Annotated in this window: 15 protein-coding genes and 3 tRNA genes; 8 read left to right on the top strand and 10 right to left on the bottom strand. The window is 63.9% G+C overall.

What is annotated here, in order from left to right:
- The 8 genes from rpoB to RT662_RS13035 form a co-directional block, all read right to left on the bottom strand.
- A partial coding sequence (gene rpoB, locus RT662_RS13070; RefSeq protein WP_313671138.1) for a DNA-directed RNA polymerase subunit beta occupies positions 1–2,253 on the bottom strand: 2,253 nt, incomplete at its 3' end.
- Positions 2,254–2,611: 358 nt separating this feature from the next.
- The gene (gene rplL / locus RT662_RS13065; protein ID WP_313671137.1) at positions 2,612–2,986 is read right to left on the bottom strand and encodes a 50S ribosomal protein L7/L12; all 375 of its coding nucleotides are present in this window, start codon (positions 2,984–2,986) and stop codon (positions 2,612–2,614) included.
- Positions 2,987–3,029: 43 nt separating this feature from the next.
- Entirely contained in the window at positions 3,030–3,545 is a 516-nt protein-coding gene (gene rplJ, locus RT662_RS13060; protein ID WP_313671136.1) for a 50S ribosomal protein L10, read from the bottom strand.
- A 535-nt stretch (positions 3,546–4,080) separates the two neighbouring features.
- Complete coding sequence (gene rplA / locus RT662_RS13055; protein WP_313671135.1) at positions 4,081–4,779, bottom strand: 50S ribosomal protein L1; 699 nt, start codon at positions 4,777–4,779, stop codon at positions 4,081–4,083.
- A gap of 4 nt (positions 4,780–4,783) precedes the next feature.
- Positions 4,784–5,218: a 50S ribosomal protein L11 gene (rplK, locus tag RT662_RS13050; protein WP_313671134.1), complete on the bottom strand. Its 435-nt coding sequence runs from the start codon at positions 5,216–5,218 to the stop codon at positions 4,784–4,786.
- A gap of 73 nt (positions 5,219–5,291) precedes the next feature.
- Complete coding sequence (gene nusG, locus RT662_RS13045) at positions 5,292–5,828, bottom strand: transcription termination/antitermination protein NusG (protein WP_022679374.1); 537 nt, start codon at positions 5,826–5,828, stop codon at positions 5,292–5,294.
- Between the two features lie 8 nt (positions 5,829–5,836).
- Complete coding sequence (secE, locus tag RT662_RS13040; protein WP_273461689.1) at positions 5,837–6,064, bottom strand: preprotein translocase subunit SecE; 228 nt, start codon at positions 6,062–6,064, stop codon at positions 5,837–5,839.
- 193 nt (positions 6,065–6,257) lie between these two features.
- Positions 6,258–6,333, bottom strand: a tRNA-Trp gene (locus RT662_RS13035).
- 117 nt (positions 6,334–6,450) lie between these two features.
- Between RT662_RS13035 and RT662_RS13030 the strand changes: the two genes are divergently transcribed.
- The 5 genes from RT662_RS13030 (at position 6,451) to RT662_RS13010 (ending at position 9,204) form a co-directional block, all read left to right on the top strand.
- Positions 6,451–6,524, top strand: a tRNA-Gly gene (locus tag RT662_RS13030).
- A 185-nt stretch (positions 6,525–6,709) separates the two neighbouring features.
- Positions 6,710–7,789 carry a GGDEF domain-containing protein gene (locus RT662_RS13025; RefSeq protein WP_313671133.1) on the top strand — a complete coding sequence of 360 codons (1,080 nt, stop codon included), beginning with the start codon at positions 6,710–6,712 and terminating at the stop codon, positions 7,787–7,789.
- Positions 7,790–7,901: 112 nt separating this feature from the next.
- A tRNA-Tyr gene (locus RT662_RS13020) sits at positions 7,902–7,988 on the top strand.
- A 116-nt stretch (positions 7,989–8,104) separates the two neighbouring features.
- A complete protein-coding gene (rlmB, locus tag RT662_RS13015) occupies positions 8,105–8,830 on the top strand; it encodes a 23S rRNA (guanosine(2251)-2'-O)-methyltransferase RlmB (protein ID WP_313671132.1) in 726 nt (241 codons plus the stop codon).
- Entirely contained in the window at positions 8,827–9,204 is a 378-nt protein-coding gene (locus tag RT662_RS13010; RefSeq protein WP_313671131.1) for an ester cyclase, read from the top strand. The genes rlmB and RT662_RS13010 overlap by 4 nt, the downstream gene beginning before the upstream one ends.
- A gap of 63 nt (positions 9,205–9,267) precedes the next feature.
- Here RT662_RS13010 and RT662_RS13005 read toward each other — a convergent pair whose 3' ends face one another.
- Together RT662_RS13005 and RT662_RS13000 are read right to left on the bottom strand one after the other, a co-directional pair.
- Complete coding sequence (locus RT662_RS13005) at positions 9,268–12,159, bottom strand: TonB-dependent receptor domain-containing protein (RefSeq protein ID WP_313671130.1); 2,892 nt, start codon at positions 12,157–12,159, stop codon at positions 9,268–9,270.
- A 294-nt stretch (positions 12,160–12,453) separates the two neighbouring features.
- On the bottom strand, positions 12,454–13,827 hold the full coding sequence (locus tag RT662_RS13000) for a glutamate--cysteine ligase (protein ID WP_313671129.1): 1,374 nt from the start codon (positions 13,825–13,827) through the stop codon (positions 12,454–12,456).
- Positions 13,828–13,994: 167 nt separating this feature from the next.
- Here RT662_RS13000 and RT662_RS12995 point away from each other — a divergent pair, with 167 nt between their 5' ends.
- The 3 genes from RT662_RS12995 to RT662_RS12985 form a co-directional block, all read left to right on the top strand.
- Complete coding sequence (locus RT662_RS12995) at positions 13,995–14,159, top strand: hypothetical protein (protein WP_313671128.1); 165 nt, start codon at positions 13,995–13,997, stop codon at positions 14,157–14,159.
- A 77-nt stretch (positions 14,160–14,236) separates the two neighbouring features.
- Positions 14,237–15,982: a D-aminoacylase gene (locus RT662_RS12990; protein ID WP_313671127.1), complete on the top strand. Its 1,746-nt coding sequence runs from the start codon at positions 14,237–14,239 to the stop codon at positions 15,980–15,982.
- Positions 15,979–17,339 (top strand): penicillin acylase family protein (locus RT662_RS12985; protein ID WP_313671126.1); only part of this gene is annotated, 1,361 nt, incomplete at its 3' end. The genes RT662_RS12990 and RT662_RS12985, both read left to right, overlap by 4 nt.

Raw genomic sequence — 17,339 nt, 5'->3', positions numbered from 1 at the left:
GCGGGTGGCGTCCACCTGGTCAACGATGCCGGTGCGCTTGGCGGCGATGGCAGCGCCCGAATCGCGCGCAACCGTGCCTTCCATGCCGGTGCCCACGAACGGGCTTTCGGCCTTCACCAGCGGCACCGCCTGACGCTGCATGTTCGAGCCCATCAGCGCGCGGTTGGCGTCATCGTTCTCCAGGAACGGGATCAGCGACGCGGCCACCGACACCAGCTGCTTGGGGCTGACGTCGGCAAGCGTGATGGTGTTGGCCGGAGCCATCAGGAATTCACCGGCCTGGCGGGCCGAGATCAGTTCCTCGACATAGGTGCCGCCCGCATCAACGCCGGCATTGGCCTGCGCGATAGTGTGGCGGGCTTCTTCCATGGCCGAAAGATAGACGACATCGTCGGTCAGCTTGCCGTTATCCACCTTGCGGTAGGGCGTTTCGATGAAGCCGTACTTGTTGACGCGGCTGAAGGTGGCGAGGCTGTTGATCAGACCGATGTTCGGGCCTTCCGGCGTTTCGATCGGGCAGATGCGGCCATAGTGCGTCGGGTGAACGTCGCGCACTTCGAAGCCGGCGCGCTCGCGGGTAAGACCGCCCGGGCCGAGGGCCGAGACGCGGCGCTTGTGGGTGACTTCGCTGAGCGGGTTGGTTTGGTCCATGAACTGCGACAGCTGCGACGAGCCGAAGAATTCGCGCACCGCAGCCACGGCCGGCTTGGCGTTGATCAGGTCGTTGGGCATGACGGTGTCGATATCGACGCTCGACATGCGCTCCTTCACCGCGCGTTCCATGCGCAGCAGGCCAACGCGATACTGGTTTTCCAGCAGTTCGCCGACCGAACGCACACGACGGTTGCCGAGGTTGTCGATGTCGTCGATTTCGCCCTTGCCGTCCTTCAGTTCGACCAGCGTCTTCACCACCGAAGCGATATCTTCACGGCGCAGAACGGTCACATCATCCGGGCAGTCCAGCGCCAGACGCATGTTCATCTTGACGCGGCCCACGGCCGACAGGTCGTAACGGTCCGGATCGAAGAACAGGCCATAGAACATGGCTTCAGCGGTTTCACGCGTCGGCGGTTCGCCGGGGCGCATGACGCGATAGATTTCGGCGAGCGCATGGTCGCGCTCTTCCACCTTGTCGGCCATCAGCGTGTTGCGGATCCACGGACCCACCGACACATGATCGATGTCGAGCAGTTCGATGCTGGTCTGGCCCGCGCGGTCGATCTTTTCCAGATTTTCCGCGGTCAGTTCGTCACCGGCCTCGATATAGATTTCACCGGTGGCTTCGTTGATCAGATCGAACGCCGAATAGCGACCGAAGATTTCCTCGGTCGGGATCAGCAGGCTGGTCAGGCCATCGGTGGTCGCCTTGCGCACCATGCGCGGCGTGATCTTGGTGCCCGACGGGAACACGACTTCGCCGGTGTCGGCGTTGACCACGTCGAACGTTGGCTTGGCATTGCGATAGTTGGCTTCGACGAACGGCACTTTCCAGCCGGCTTCGTTGTTAGCGCCATGGCCGCGCACCCAGATGACGCGGTTGTAGAACAGGTTGAGGATCTCTTCCGAATGCCAGCCCAGCGCATAGAGCAGGGTGGTGACCGGCAGCTTGCGCTTGCGGTCGATACGGACGTTCACGATGTCCTTGGCGTCAAATTCCAGATCCAGCCACGAACCGCGATACGGGATCACGCGGGCAGCAAACAGATATTTGCCGCTGGCATGCGTCTTGCCGCGATCATGATCGAAGAAGACGCCCGGCGAACGGTGCATCTGCGAAACGATCACGCGCTCGGTGCCGTTGATTATGAAGGTGCCGTTGCCGGTCATGAGCGGCATGTCGCCCATGTAGACGTCCTGCTCCTTGATATCGAGCACGGAGCGGGTTTCGGTATCGGGATCCACTTCGAAGACGATCAGACGCAGCGTGACGCGCATCGGCGCCGCATAGGTCATGCCGCGCTGGCGGCATTCATCGGTGTCGTACTTCGGTTCTTCCAGTTCGTAATGCACGAAATCCAGCTCGGCCGTGCCGGCGAAATCGCGGATCGGGAAAACGCTGCGCAGGGTCTTTTCAAGGCCGGAGACATAGCCCACCGCCGGGTTGGAGCGCAGGAACTGCTCATAACTTTCGCGCTGCACCTCGATGAGGTTCGGCATCTGCACCACTTCGCCGATGTGGCCGAAGTTCTTGCGGATGCGGCGGCGGTTGTTGAACGGCTTCACGCCCTGGGGCGGCTTCATCTGGGTGGCCATGTGTTGCGGTCGCCTTTTCGTCAAAATTTTGCTTCCAGCAGGCACGCCCGTCTGGAAAAACAGCAAAAACCGCACGTCACCCCGCTGCAGCGGAATGTCGCACGGTCACTGGCGATAGAAGCCCTGCCACCCTTCCATTCGTCGCGGCCCGATCGCGCTACGGGCCGTGTCTCGAAAGGCGGCAGGCCGGTCGGGAATCAATTGCCCTTCCGGTGATGGGCGGCAGATAGGCGCTTTGTCGGATTTGGGCAAGAGGATGTGCGGGGTGCGGCGATGCGCCAAAGTAAAAGGGGCAGCCCCTGCTGGAGCTGCCCCTTTCCTGTTTCCTGCCGGCCGGGCCGGCATGAAGCGTTGGAGCTTACTTGAGTTCCACCGTCGCGCCGGCTTCTTCGAGCTGCTTCTTGATCTTCTCGGCGTCAGCCTTCGACACGCCTTCCTTGATGGCCTTCGGAGCCGATTCCACCAGGGTCTTGGCTTCAGTCAGGCCCAGGCCGGTGATGGCGCGGACTTCCTTGATGACGTTGATCTTCTTGCCACCGTCGCCGGTGAGGATCACGTCAAATTCGGTCTGCTCTTCAGCAGCCGGGGCAGCAGCGGCAGCCGGACCAGCGGCCACGGCCACGGCCGCAGCGGCGGACACGCCCCACTTTTCTTCCAGCATCTTGGCAAGGTCAGCGGCTTCCAGCACGGTCAGGGCGGAAAGCTGTTCAACGATCGAGTTCAGGTCAGCCATTTTAATTCTCCAGTGTTTTCAGATGGGTTGGTGTTCGAAGGCTTCAGGCGGCATCTTTTTCGGCATAGGCCGAGAAGACGCGGGCCAGCTTGGCGGCCGGCGCATTGGCCAGCTGGGCCAGCTTGGTCGCCGGTGCATTGACCAGGCCAATGATCTTGGCGCGCAGCGCATCAAGCGACGGCAGTTCGGCGAGAGCCTTGACGCCATTCACGTCGAGGACAGTGCTGCCCATGGCACCGCCGACGATCTCGAACTTGTCGGTCGTCTTGGCGAATTCCACCGCGATCTTGGCAGCGGCCACCGGGTCGGTGGACGTGGCAAGGCCGATCGGGCCGGTCAGCAGGTCGCCGATCGGCTGGTAGGGCGTGCCTTCGAGCGCAATGCGCGCAAGGCTGTTCTTCGTCACCTTGTAGCTGGCACCGGCAGCGCGCATCTTGTTCCTGAGATCGCTCGCTTGCGCGACGGTCAGGCCATGGTTGCGCGTGACCACGATGACCGAAGTTTCGGTCAGCGTCTTGGCCAGGCTGGAGACGGCTTCGGCTTTTTGGGCGCGATCCATGCTCACTCCTTGGTTTCATGCCTGCCAGGCCCGGGGGCTTGGCAGGCCGGTGATGACGCAGCATGATACTGCGCCGGCTCATGAGCCTTGCACCTGCCAATCACCATCGCTGGGAAGGAGCGGGCACCAGGCCCGTCCGAAGAGGATCGTCACCACACCGGGAACACCCAGTGCAGACCAGATCGGGCGCCAGGCTCGACCAGGGAAAACCAACCTCGTCTCATGCAGGCCCAAATGGCTTAAGGGCAAAACCCACCTGCAATCTCGGACGGTCGTCCAGCCATTTCTGGCATGGACGGATGCGGCGCACTACGGGGTGGACCGACCAGAGTCAAGCCCAACACGGGCGTGCGCGGGCCGCGCAATGCCCGACTTTACCGGCGCGGTGCAACTGCAGCGGCTGGCCAGCGTATCTGCCTGCTGTCCAGTGAAGCGGATGGCCGGCGGCGGGCGCTGCCGGTTCCGGTTCGCAGCACGAAGAAAAGGGGCCGGGAAGATCGCTCCTCCCGGCCCCGTTTTTGCGCTCAGCGCGGTATCAGGCGTACTGGCCAGTCGACGACGGATCGACCTTGATGCCGGCGCCCATCGACGAGCTGACGGCAACCTTGAGCAGATACTTGCCCTTGGCGCCGGTCGGCTTGGCCTTGATCACGGCATCGAGCAGCGCGTTGAAGTTGGCGCGCAGATCGTCCTGCGGGAAGCTGGCCTTGCCCAGGATGCCATGGATGATACCGGCCTTTTCGACGCGATATTCAACCTGGCCACCCTTGGCTGCCTTCACGGCTTCGCCCACGTTCATGGTCACGGTGCCCAGCTTCGGGTTCGGCATCAGGCCCTTGGGGCCCAGCACCTTGCCGAGACGGCCAACCAGACCCATCATGTCGGGCGTGGCGATGCAGCGATCGAAATCGATCGTGCCGCCGGTCACCAGTTCCAGCAGGTCTTCGGCGCCAACCACGTCGGCGCCGGCGGCCTTGGCTTCATCAGCCTTGGCGCCGCGGGCGAACACGCCCACGCGCACGGTCTTGCCGGTGCCCTTGGGCAGGGTGACGACGCCGCGCACCATCTGATCGGCGTGACGGGGATCGACACCCAGGTTTAGCGAGACTTCGATGGTCTCGTCGAACTTGGCGGTGGCCAGGCTCTTCACCAGGCCGATTGCTTCGTCGATCGAATACAGCTTCTCGCGGTCAACCGCGGTGGCCAGAGCCTTGGCCTTCTTGGTCATAGCCATGTGATCAGCCCTCCACCACTTCGAAGCCCATTGCGCGGGCCGAACCTTCGATGGTCTTCATCGCCATCTCGATGCTGTTCGCGTTCAGGTCGGGCATCTTCTGCTCGGCGATGGCGCGAATCTGCGACTGCTTGATCTTGGCGGCCGGTGCGCCCTTGCCCGGCGTGGTGCCGCCCGACTTCAGGCCAGCCGCCTGCTTCAGCAGATAGCTCGCCGGCGGCAGCTTGGTGATGAAGCTGAACGAACGGTCGGCATAAACCGTGATGACGGTCGGGATCGGGGTGCCCTTTTCCAGGGATTCGGTCTTGGCGTTGAACGCCTTGCAGAATTCCATGATGTTCACGCCGCGCTGGCCCAGTGCCGGGCCGATCGGCGGCGAGGGGTTGGCGGAACCCGCCTTCACCTGCAGCTTGATGTAACCAGTAATCTTCTTGGCCATGTGGCCGCTCCTTGTTGTGTGGTGCTAGCGGCCGGGGCAACCGGCCTCCCACGCCTGTGGTGAAAGTGCTGAATTACTTCTGCTTTTCCACCTGCTCGAAGCCGAGTTCGACCGGGGTTGCCCGGCCGAAGATCGACACCGAAACCTTGACGCGGCCATGATCGTAGTCGATTTCCTCGACCAGGCCGTTGAAACTGGCAAATGGGCCATCGAGCACGCGAACGCTGTCGCCGATCTCGAAATTGGCCTTCTTCTTGATCTTGGCCGCAGGGGTTTCCTCGGTCTTGGTGTTCAGCATGCGGGCGGCTTCCGCCTCGCTCACCGGCTGCGGCTTGTTCTGCTGGCCCAGGAACCCGGTCACCTTCGGCGTGTTCTTGACGAGGTGATAGACGTCGTCGGTCATCGCCAGCTTGGCCAGCACATAACCGGGCATCGATTTGCGCTCGATCTGGCGCTTCTTGCCCTTGAACACCTCGGTGACGGTTTCAGCCGGCACCTCGACGGCGTCGATGAAGGCTTCAAGGCCCATGCGACGGGCTTCGGAAAGGATCGATTCCTTCACCTTGTTCTCGAAACCGGAATAGGCGTGAATGATGTACCAGCGCGACATAGCGTTCCTCAGGCAGCGAGGCTGAGCAGGAATTTGACGGTGCGACCAAGGATCTGATCGATCCCAAGGAAGAAAACCGACAGCAAGGTGGTCATGATCAGCACCATGATCGTCATGCGCACCGTGTCGGGCAGGGTGGGCCAGGCGATCTTGCGAGTTTCGGTCTGCACCTGGCGCACGAATTCCGCCGGGGAAACCCGGGGCTTCTTCGCCACTTCTGCCTTGGCCTCACTCACGCCATCACCCTTTGCCGTTCCGCTCAACACGAATCACACAACGCAGCGCTCAGGCGCAATTGCCCGACGCCGGCAACGCCAATAACCGGTACGGGAAGCCCCGTGACCGGCCGAATGGACGCTGCCCACACTTCCCGAAATGGGCCCAACGCCCCTGTTTTTCAACCGCTTGTGGCCGAAAACCCGGGGCTGCTGGCAGGAGTGGAGGGGCTCGAACCCCCGGCCCTCGGTTTTGGAGACCGATGCTCTACCAACTGAGCTACACTCCTGTGTGCAGACGCGCGGCTATAAAGAGACGGGCCGGCAGGTGCAAGAGGCTGTAGGAGAAGCGCCGTGGCTGCAAGAGGTTGCGGCCGCGGCGCGGCTGGATTATTGGCCAAGACAGCGCGGGTATAGCTTAGTGGTAAAGCTCCAGCCTTCCAAGCTGGCTATGCGGGTTCGATTCCCGCTACCCGCTCCATCGCAGCGCCTGTCGGGCGGTTGGCCTTCAGGCCAGCCGAACCGCTTCGGCCCCGGCCTGCGCCGGGGCAGGCTCCGCCGCGGATTTGCTGCGGCCCTTGCGCTTCTTTCTCCCCGCGCAGCCTAAACCCCCCGCCCTCGCCGCCGTTTTCGGTGCAGGTCAATCAGCGCGGGAGGGTCAATCAGATGAAGCATCAGCCGGGGCCGATGGTGGCACAGGCAGCGATGCCAACGCCGCCCGACGTTGCCCTTCCCGCCGGCACCGGCCCGCTGGCCTGGTATGATCAGATCCGCGCACTGCTGATCCAGACCGGGCTGCCGCCGGAACCCGCCGTGTACGACGTGCTGTGGCGCTATGTGCGCGACGAGGACGCCGAACTGTCACTGGCCATCGACAAGGCCATGGCCAGCGATGGGCTGACCCTTGGCGCGGTGATGAGCCTGCGCGAAACGCTGCTGGGCCAGATGAGCGAGGCCCAGGTCAACCAGTTGATCGCCGAGGCCCATGGCCAGGCCGAAGCGCTGACCAAGCGCATCGAAAGCGGCCAGACCGATCTGGCCGACTATGGCCGCGCCATCGCCGATGGTGGCGAACGGCTGGCCGGTCCGATGGACGCGACGGCGCTCGCCGGCCTGCTGGAACAGTTGAGCGCCGCCACGTCAGCCGTGCAGGCCGCCAATGGCCGCCTGCTCGATGAACTGGAGCAGGCCGCCGCCGAAAGCCGGGCGCTGGCCGATCGCCTCACCCAGGCCGAGCGTGCCGCCGTTACCGACGCGCTGACCGGTGTGTTCAACCGACGCGGATTGTTGGCCGCAGTGGAAAAGTCCCAGACCGAAGCCGTTGCGGCGGGCCAACCGTTGGCGCTGGCGGTGGTGGATATCGATCATTTCAAGCGATTCAATGATCGCTTCGGCCACGCCATGGGCGATGATGTGCTGCGGTTCGTGGCCAGCCATCTGGCAGAACGGCTGGAAAAAGACGGCGGCTTCGTGGGTCGGCTGGGCGGCGAGGAATTCGTGGGCGTGATGCCGGCCACCTCCGTGCAGGCCGCCGCCGGGCGCATTGATCGCATCCGCGCCGATCTGGCCGGGCAAGTGCTGCGCAGTGCCGTGGATGGCAGCAGCATGGGCCGCATCAGCTTCTCCGCCGGCGTGGCCGAACATCGCGCCGGGCAAGGGCCGGACCAGTTGATCGAACGGGCCGATGGCGCGCTCTACACCGCCAAGCGGCTGGGGCGGGACCGGGTGGTACCCGATCGCGGCTGATACCCAGGTTCGCTGACTGGTTTCGCAAAAGGGGCGTTGAAATCTGGCGTTGACAGGCGCGCAGCGCTGACGCACTAGGCCGCCTCCCGACAGGTCCGCGCGAAGCGGCAGTGGAGGGGTGGCCGAGCGGTCAATGGCAGCAGACTGTAAATCTGCCGGGTTTCACCCTACGTTGGTTCAAATCCAACCCCCTCCACCACCTGTCGGGCCTTTCCCTGCATTGGCCATGGCATCCGGCTGCATTCGCCGTTATGGCAGCGGTTTTTCAGCTACCGGATAATTGCCATGGGCCGCAGTCCCCACCCAAAGAACCAGATGCGCCAGAAAAGCCCGTTCCCGCGCCTTTATGGCCGGCACGCGGTGTTTGCCGCGCTCGACAATCCGGAACGGTCGTTCCGCAAATTGTGGCTGACACCGGCAACGTCCAAGACCATCGTGATCCCGCAAGGCCTGCAGGTGCAGATTGGCGACGATCATGATCTGGGCCGGATGTGCCCGCCAGATGCGCCGCACCAGGGGTTTGTGCTGGAAGTGGAACCGCTGGAGAATGTCTGGCTGGGCGATATCCTGAAAGAGGCCAATGATGGCGACAACCGTCCGATCATCGTGCTCGATCAGGTGACCGATCCGCACAATGTCGGCGCGCTGATGCGCTCCGCCCTGGCCTTCAATGCCCGCGCCATCGTCACCCAGGATCGCCACAGCCCGGCCGAAACCGGCGTGCTCGCCCGCAGCGCCAGCGGGGCGCTGGAAGCCTTGCCGTGGGTGCGCACGGTCAACCTGGCGCGCGCGCTGGGCGAGATCGGCGATGCCGGCTTCTGGCGCATCGCGCTGGATGGCAGCGCGCCCGACACGCTGGAAACGGCGCTGGGCAAATCTCAGCCGGCGCTGGTGCTGGGCAGCGAAGGCGAAGGCTTGCGCCACCTCACCATCGAAAATTGCGATCAGCTCGCCCGGCTGCCGATCAGCGGTGTCGAGAGCCTGAACGTGTCGAACGCCGGCGCCATCGCGCTTTATGCCTGCGCCCGGCGGGGGTTGTGATCGACATCACCGCCATCGCGGCTGGCTACACCGCCGCATGGAACAGCGGCCGCCCGGAGGCCGTGGCGGACCATTATGCGACTGATGGCGGCATCAGCATCAATGGCGGGCCGCTGTGGCAGGGCCGCGCCGGCGTGGCCGAGATGGCCGCCGGTTTCCTGGCCGACATTCCCGACATGGTGCTGCGCTGTGACGGCGTGCGCGCGGCCGGCTTGACCGCCATCTACCTGTGGACCTTCACAGGCACCCACGTGGCGAGTGGCAAGCCCGTATCGGTCACCGGATGGGAAGCCTGGGAGTTGAACGCAGCCGGACAGATCGCCGCCTCGCGCGGCTGGTTCGACGCCGAAAACTACGCGCGCCAGACAGGTTGACCACAAAGCAGCGCGGCGTGGCCTGTTGGGCCACGCCGCGCGCCTTTGTCCAGGTTCAGATCGTCAGAACTGCACCCGCGCACCGAAGCGGAACACGCGGCCAAGCGCGTTGCCGATGAACGGATCGTAGGACGGCTCCAGACGCGAAGCGGGCGGATCGGCGTCGGTGAAATTCTCGACCGAGAATTGCAGCTGCGTCCTCACGCCGGCAATCGGCGGCAGATCATATTGCAGGTGGAAGTCGTGCTGGGTGAAGCTTTCGACTTCGCGGCCGAAGTTGACCGGACCAAAGCTGGTGGCGGTGCAGTTGGTCAACCCGACGCAACGATCATCGGTGACGCCAGCGACATAGCGCACCTGGTAGCGGGCGTTGATGCCGCTGATGTTGTAGTTGATCCAGGCATTGCCGCGGAACGGCGAGATGGTGAGCGGATCACGGAAATAGTTGGTGAAGCCCTTGGCCTGATAGCCCGACTGCACCAGCACGCCGCGGAAGATGAAATCTTCGAACGTGTAATCCAGCACAAAGCTGCCCTGGCCGCCGATGTTCAGCTTCCCGCCCAGAACATCGACATTGTAATCCACCGCCACGTCGATGCCGCTGGTCTTGATGCCGGGGCCGTTCACCCAGTCGGTGCGGACACGGCTGATGTCGAACCCGGTGGTGACGCCCTGGTTGCAAGCACCGCCCTGGAAGGTGACCAGATTGGCAAAGACGCTGCTGCAATTGGCGAACCTTGTGCCGTTAGCCGCCACGGCGCCGCTGGCCACGCTGGTGGCGATGGCCTGTGCCGGGGTGGTGGTGATGCGGTCGTTGAAATCAAAGCTCCAGTAATCGACCGAAACGGTCAGCCCGCCGGTGGAGACCACTGCCCCCACGTTGTAGGTGAAGGCGGTTTCCGGCCCCAGATCATTGGGGTTGCCGAAGATATCGACCGACTTGAAGTTGTTGGCCGCCGCCTGGATGCCCGCCAGGCTGGTGATCTGGTTGCGGGCGACCTGGTTGGCCTGCGGGCCACGGAAGGTGGTGCCCACCGAACCGCGCAGCACCAGCCAATCGGTGGGGTTCCAGCGCACCGTGCCCTTGGGGTTGAAGGTGGAGCCGACCGAGCCGCCATAATCTTCAAAGCGGGCAGCGCCGGTGACTTCCAGCGTGGTGGTGACAGGGATCTTCACTTCGGCAAAGATCGCCTTCACGTTCTGCGTCTGGCGTTCAAAGCGTGTGCCACCCAGGAAGATGAACGGACCGACGCCTTCGATCGGGGTGCCAACGCAGCTGAGATCGCCTTCGCGGAAGCACGGGTTGAGGTTGAGATCGGATTCGGCGTTGATCGGACGGCTCGACCAGCCGTTGCCGCGATACTGCGCGCCAAAGGCATAGGCGATCGGCCCGCCACCAAGATCAATCCCGGTTTCACCCGAGAAGATCAGATCGACAACCGTCTGTTCTTCCACCTGGAACGTGCCGTTCTTCACGTGCATCCAGTTGACCAGTTCAGGCGAGTTCGACGCGCCTGGCACGAAATTGGGATTGGTCAGGCCCTGGATCGAAATCGGTTGCGCGGCATTCAGGAACGGGTTGAACCATTGGCAGCCATTCTGGCCCGCCACTGTGCCGGTGCAATTGGGGCCGCCAAAACCGTTCAAAGCTGCCTGCAGCCGCGAACCGACCATATCCGGCACGGCAGTCCGGCGTTCCGACCGCCACCAGGTGCCATAGAGTTGGCCGCGGAAATTGTCGGAAAACTCATGTTCGATGCCGCCCGATGCGCGATACGCCTTGTTGTTGGCCCGGCCAACACCAGCGCCGCGATCGGGATCAGCCGGATTGCCCAGCCAGCCGAACGGCCGCCAGAACACCGCCGTCACCGCCGCCAATGGCCGCTCAGGCGTGGAGGGGGCGAGGCCGCTCTGCGCCAGGAAGGCCGGGACGCCCGGGTTGTTGGGGCTCACCGTGAAGGCGTTGGCCGAACCCGAACCGCGCGGGCCCTGCGTGGGCGGGAACGACGGAGAATAGCCCAGCGAGTTCAGATCGGTCTGGGCATACATGAATTCCAGGTGGACCTTGGTCCGGTCGGTCAGATCGACATCGGCCTGCACATAGCCCTGATAGCGATCTTCCTCTTCGATGATGTTGTTCCACGGAATGAAGCTGAACCGGCACAACGCGCCGTCATTGACCCCGCCAACCGCCGCGCAGCCGGCGTTGCCGCCGTCACGGGCGGTCTGCGTCTGGATCGCGCCATTGTTGAGATAGGAGGCGGCAAACAAGCCCGGCGTGCCGAGCGCCGACCAGCCCGACGGATTCTGCTGATAGGTGGTGCGGCTGAATTCGCGGGCATAGTTGGGAAGCGTGGAACGATGCTGCCAGCCAAAGCCAGCCATCAGATTGACCTTGCCGAACGTCTTGCCGATCAGGATCGAGCTGGTCCAATTGTCGTCGGAGCCCTTGATCGCATCCCAGTCGCCCTGAATGATCACGCCGTTGAAGTTGCGGCGGGTGGTGAAGTTGGCCACGCCGGCGATGGCATCGGAACCATAGGTGGCGGCTGCGCCATCCTTGAGCACTTCGATATTCTGCAAAGCAAAGATCGGGATCAGGTTGGTATCGATGAAGCCATCGCCCGGCGCCAGCACGGTGCGGCGGCCGTTGAACAGCACCAGCGTGCGGGTGGGGCCAAGGCCGCGCAGGTTCAGCGAGCCATTGCCCTGAAAGCCCTGCGATGCGGTGGCATATTGGTTGGAATCACCCAGCGTGGCGCCCACAGAGGGCAGCTGCTTGATGAACTCCAGCGGCGAGGATACGCCCTGCTTGTTGAGATCATCGGCGGTGAACACATCAACCGGCATCGCCGCATCTTCGCGGGTGCCACGAATGAAGCTGCCGGTGACGATGATTTCGCTTTCAACAGCCTCGGTATCGGCCGTTGCCTGGGGCGCCGCCTGTGCGAACACGGGGCTGCCGATAACTGCAATCGTGGAAAACAAGGCTACAGCCGCGCAGCTGTTGCGAAGGCGCATCACCCCCATCAATCTTCTCCCCAAAAACGGTCAGCGACCGGCCTTGTCTCCAACCATGGAGTGGTCCGGTTCGTGACACATGGAGAGTGTTTAACCTTTGCCTGTTGCCGTCAAGAGGCGTGCAAGGGTGCGATTTGTCTGCTCAACAACAGTGGCCCTGCTGCAACAGTCCACCGGTATTGCGCCAGCCAGTGGGGTTACCGCAACAGGGCAACCGCTCTGCTGCGATCAATAGGCCTCGGTCTCGTAAATGCGGCTGATGTCGCCGCCCCAGGGGCCATTGTAGAGCGCGAGCAGCCGATCCGCGTTGGTCATGCCGCTGGCAACAATCTCACGCAGCGGATTGAGAAAGCCCTGTTCGGTATCACCGGCACTGTTGAGCCGAGCCCGCGCGGCAAGGCCGGCATCGGCAATCTTCAGCACGTCGGCCGCAAGCGCCTTCAGCGTGCCGCCATTGGGGCTGGCCGCACCCAGCGCCAGCGCCGGCACTTCGCGGCGCAGGCGGGCATGATCTTCTGGCGTCCAGTGCTTGACCAGGTCCCATGCCGCATCCAGCGCCGTCTGATCATAGAGCAGGCCGACCCACAGCGCCGGCAGCGCGCAGATGCGATCCCAGCGCCCGCCATCGGCACCGCGCATTTCCAGGTAGCCCTTCATCCGCACTTCCGGAAAAGCGGTGGACAGGTGATCCTTCCAGTCGCCCAGCCGCGGCTTCTCACCGGGCAGAACCGACAATTTGCCGGCGAGGAAATCGCGGAAGCTGAGGCCCGCCGCATCGATGTAACGGCCGTCGCGATAGACAAAGTACATCGGCACATCGAGGGCATAATCGACATAGTGCTCGTAGCTGAAACCGTCTTCGAACACGAAGGGCAGGATGCCGGTGCGGGCCGGATCGGTGTCGGTCCAGATATGGCTGCGGAACGACTTGAAGCCGTTGGGCGTATTTTCCGTGAACGGCGAATTGGCAAACAGCGCCGTGGCAATCGGCTGCAGCGCCAGGCTAACCCGGAATTTCTGCGCCATGTCGGCTTCGCTGCCATAATCCAGGTTGGTCTGGATGGTGCAGGTGCGCAGCATCATGTCGAGGCCGAGGCTGCCAACACGCGGCATGTGCCGCAGCATGATATCGTAACGGCCCTTGGGCATGATCGGCAGTTCAGCGCGCGTCTTGTCGGGCCAGAAGCCGAGGCTGAGAAAGCCCAGGCCCAGTTCCTCCCCCAGTTCGCGGCACTGCTTCAGGTGGCGGTTCGATTCCGCACAGGTCTGATGCAGATTTTCCAACGGCGCGCCCGACAGTTCGAACTGGCCGGCTGGTTCCAGGCTGATGTTGCCGTCCGCGCCTTTCAGCGCAATGACATTGCCGCCTTCCAGGATCGGCTCCCAGCCATAGCGGGTCATCGCCATCAACAGGTCGCGGATGCCACCGGGCTCGGCATAGGAAGGCGCACCATGATCGGCGGTGCGGAACACGAATTTCTCGTGCTCGGTGCCGATGCGCCAGGCGTCACGGGGCTTGGCGCCGCCCTCGAACACCGAAACCAGCTGATCGCGCGTTTCGATGATCGCGTCATCGCCGGCGGAAGTCACCTTGTTGCTCATGCCTTGCGCCTTAACGCCGTTGCCCCGCTGGCGCAATGAAGCGGCCATGTTGCGGTTTCATGGCAGTGTTCGCAGCGGCGCGCGATCCCGTTGCCCTGCGACCAGTTCAGCGGCTGCGCCATTCCCCCCCCCTTGCCAAAATGTCATGTTTCCTCACATTGGCCGCCATGAGAGCAATCCCCCTGTTGATTCTGGCGCTTGCCTGCCTCACCGCCTGCGGCGTGGAGCAGAGCCAGCCCGCGCCGGTGACGGCGGATGACCGCTGGGGCCATCTGCCGCCCGATCCGGAACGCCCGCAGCAGGCGGAGCAGGCGACCGCGCCGCGCGGCTGAGCCCACTGCAAAGCGGCAGGATTGCGCCGCTGTGTCGATCTGGCATCCTCCGCCGCACTTTTCAGGAGGAACTGGCCATGCATGATCTCGTGATCCGCGGCGGCACCATCGTTGATGGCAGCGGCAATCCACGCTTTGTGGGCGATATCGCCGTCGATGGGGGGCGCGTCACCGCGGTGGGCAGCATCACGGCAAAAGGCCGCGAGGAGATTGATGCCACTGGCCTGATCGTCACGCCCGGCTTTGTCGACATCCACACCCATTATGACGGGCAGGCGACGTGGGATTCGGAAATGGCGCCCTCGTCGTGGCACGGGGTCACAACCGTGGTGATGGGCAATTGCGGTGTCGGTTTCGCGCCGGCCAAGCCCGACAAGCACCAGTGGCTCATCGGGCTGATGGAAGGGGTGGAAGATATCCCCGGCACCGCGCTGGCCGAAGGCATGCAGTGGAATTGGGAGACCTTCCCGGAATATCTGAATGCGCTGGAAGAACGTGCCCGCACCATCGATGTGGCGACCCATGTGCCGCACGGCGCCGTGCGCGCCTATGTGATGGGCGAACGCGGCGCGCGCAATGAAAAGCCCACCGAGGACGATATCGCCAAGATGGCCGAAATCGTCGCCGATGGCGTGAAGGCCGGCGCGCTCGGCTTTTCCACCAGCCGCACCATCCTGCACAAGTCGATCGACGGCGAACTCGTGCCCGGCACCACGGCCGAGAAGGACGAGCTGATCGCCATCGGCCGCGCCATGGGCAAGGTGGGCCACGGCGTGTTCGAAATGGCCAGCGACTTGCGCCGCGAGTGGGACGAATTCGGCTGGATGGCCGAAATGAGCCGCGAAACCGGCCTGCCCGTCACCTTCGCCATGCTGCAATCCATCGCCAAGGAACTGCCCTGGGAAGAGCAGATGAGCGAGACAGCGCGCGCCAATGCCGAAGGTGCCAACATCGTCGCCCAGATCGCCATTCGCGGCAACGGCATCCTGATGGCGTGGCGCGGCACCGTGCACCCGTTCAAGTTCAAACCGAGCTGGCAGGCGATCGAGGCGCTGCCGTGGGAAGAACAGTGGGCGCACCTTACGGACCCGGCCTTCAAGGCCAAGCTGCTGGCGGAAGACAATGTCTGGCCCGAAACCGACGTGATGCCGTTGCTGATGGCGGTCGCGATGGGCTGGCAGCTGCAGTTCGAGATGACGGAAGGCTTCAACTACGAGCCGACCCAGGCCGAGACCATCTTTGCGATGGCCAAGGCCGCCGGCAAGGACCCGGCCGAATACGCCTATGACCTGCTCAGCCGCGATGAAGGCAAGGGCTTCATCTATTTCCCCATCCTCAACTATGCCGATGGCAACCTCGATTTCGTGAAGGGCCTGCTCAATCGCGACGACACGGTGATCTCCCTGTCCGACGGCGGCGCTCACTGCGGCACCATCTGCGATGCCGCCAGCCCGACCTATCTGCTGCAGCACTGGGTGCGCGACCGGGCGCGCGGCACCGTTACCCTCGAAAACGCCATCCGCCGCCAGTGTCATGATACGGCCAAACTCTATGGCCTCCACGATCGCGGCATCATCGCGCCGGGATATCTCGCGGATTTCAACATCATCGATCTGGATCGTCTGCAACTGGGCAAGCCCTGGCTGGCCTTCGATCTGCCCGCCGGCGGCAAGCGCCTGCTGCAGAAAGCCGATGGTTATGTGGCGACGATCAAGAACGGGCATGTCACTTTCCGCAACGGCCAGATGACCGGTGCCCTGCCCGGCGGCCTGATCCGCGGCCCGCAGGCGGCCCCGGCCACTGCAGCGCTGGCGGCCGAATGATCCGCACCGTTGCTGCCGCCCTGCTGCTGACCACGGCGGCCACCGCCCAGGAAACGCCACCCGGCGTTTTCACCGAGGGGCGGTCGCTGCCCGGCCTCACCGCGCCGGGCGAGATCATCATCGATCGTGCCGGCATTCCGCATATCTATGCCGCCAACGCTCGCGATGGCTTCTTCCTGCAGGGCTATGCCGTGGCGCGCGACCGGCTGTGGCAGATCGATCTGTGGCGCAAACGCGGCCTCGGCCGGCTGTCGGCCAGTTTCGGCTCGCAGTTCGTTGCGCAGGACCGCGCGGCGCGGTTGCTGCTCTATCGCGGCGACATGGCGGCGGAATGGGCAGCCTATCCGGCACAAGCCAAGGGCTGGACCGAGGCCTTTGCCGCCGGGATCAACGCCTTTGTGGCCGATGTCGAATCCGGCCAGCAGAAGCTGCCGATGGAGTTCACCTCTACCGGCAGCCGCCCCGAACGCTGGAGCGCCGACGACGTGGTGCGCATCCGTTCCAACGCGCTGGCCAGCAACGTGCCATCCGAAGTGCTGCGCGCCCGCGCCCTGTGCGGCGGCGACGTGAAATATGAGCCGCTGCGCCGCCAACTGGAACCGGCACGGCCTGTCGCGATCCCCAAAGGCCTCGATCCGTGCAGCATCCCGGATACTGTGCTGGCCGATTACATGCTCGGTACCAGCGATGTTCACTTCGATGGCAAGCAGATGGAGGTGGCCAGCCGCACCGATCCCGACACGCTGGAAGGCTCCAACAACTGGGCGATCGCGCCGGGCAGGTCCGCCACCGGGCGACCGATCCTGGCCAATGATCCGCACCGCGCCCACGCAGTGCCCAATCTGCGATACCTGTCGCATATCGACACGCCGGAACTGAAGATCGCAGGGTCAGGTGAGCCCGCGCTGCCCGGTGTCAGCTTCGGCCACAACGAGGATATTGCCTGGGCACTGACCATCTTTGCCATCGATCAGCAGGATCTGGTGTTGAACCCCAAGGCGACCAAATTCGCCGAAGTGCGCGAGACAATCGACGTGAAAGGCGAGGCCCCGCGCGAGGTGGTGCTTCGTTTCACCGACGACGGCCCGATCATCCACGAAGACCCGGCCAGCGGCAGGAGCTTTGCCCTGCGCGCCACCTGGAGCAAACCGGGCGCATCGGCCTATTTCAACGCGACCTGGGCGTTCGGCGCCAGGAATTGGGACGAGTTCCTGACCGCGCGCAACCATTGGGGGGCGCCGCCGCTCAACCTGCTGTTTGCCAGCCGCGCCGGGGATATCGGCTGGGCGCCAGGCGGATTCGTGCCGGTGCGTGCGGCCGGTGATGGCCTGCTGCCAGTGCCGGCCGGCAAGGCGCA

Origin of the sequence: Sandarakinorhabdus sp., from assembly GCF_032115815.1 — a bacterium.
Classification (GTDB): domain Bacteria; phylum Pseudomonadota; class Alphaproteobacteria; order Sphingomonadales; family Sphingomonadaceae; genus Sandarakinorhabdus.
The sequence above is the reverse complement of the archived record's forward strand: the minus strand, read 5'-3'. Positions and strand labels throughout refer to the sequence as shown.

Excerpts from the sequence above, each read along its gene's own strand:
- nusG (WP_022679374.1), bottom strand. The coding sequence starts at position 5,828 with ATGTCGCGCTGGTACATCATTCACGCCTATTCCGGTTTCGAGAACAAG.
- RT662_RS13000 (WP_313671129.1), bottom strand. The coding sequence starts at position 13,827 with ATGAGCAACAAGGTGACTTCCGCCGGCGATGACGCGATCATCGAAACG.
- rplL (WP_313671137.1), bottom strand. The coding sequence starts at position 2,986 with ATGGCTGACCTGAACTCGATCGTTGAACAGCTTTCCGCCCTGACCGTG.
- rlmB (WP_313671132.1), top strand. The coding sequence starts at position 8,105 with ATGCGCCAGAAAAGCCCGTTCCCGCGCCTTTATGGCCGGCACGCGGTG.
- rplK (WP_313671134.1), bottom strand. The coding sequence starts at position 5,218 with ATGGCCAAGAAGATTACTGGTTACATCAAGCTGCAGGTGAAGGCGGGT.
- RT662_RS13025 (WP_313671133.1), top strand. The coding sequence starts at position 6,710 with ATGAAGCATCAGCCGGGGCCGATGGTGGCACAGGCAGCGATGCCAACG.
- rplA (WP_313671135.1), bottom strand. The coding sequence starts at position 4,779 with ATGGCTATGACCAAGAAGGCCAAGGCTCTGGCCACCGCGGTTGACCGC.
- RT662_RS12990 (WP_313671127.1), top strand. The coding sequence starts at position 14,237 with ATGCATGATCTCGTGATCCGCGGCGGCACCATCGTTGATGGCAGCGGC.
- rplJ (WP_313671136.1), bottom strand. The coding sequence starts at position 3,545 with ATGGATCGCGCCCAAAAAGCCGAAGCCGTCTCCAGCCTGGCCAAGACG.
- RT662_RS12995 (WP_313671128.1), top strand. The coding sequence starts at position 13,995 with ATGAGAGCAATCCCCCTGTTGATTCTGGCGCTTGCCTGCCTCACCGCC.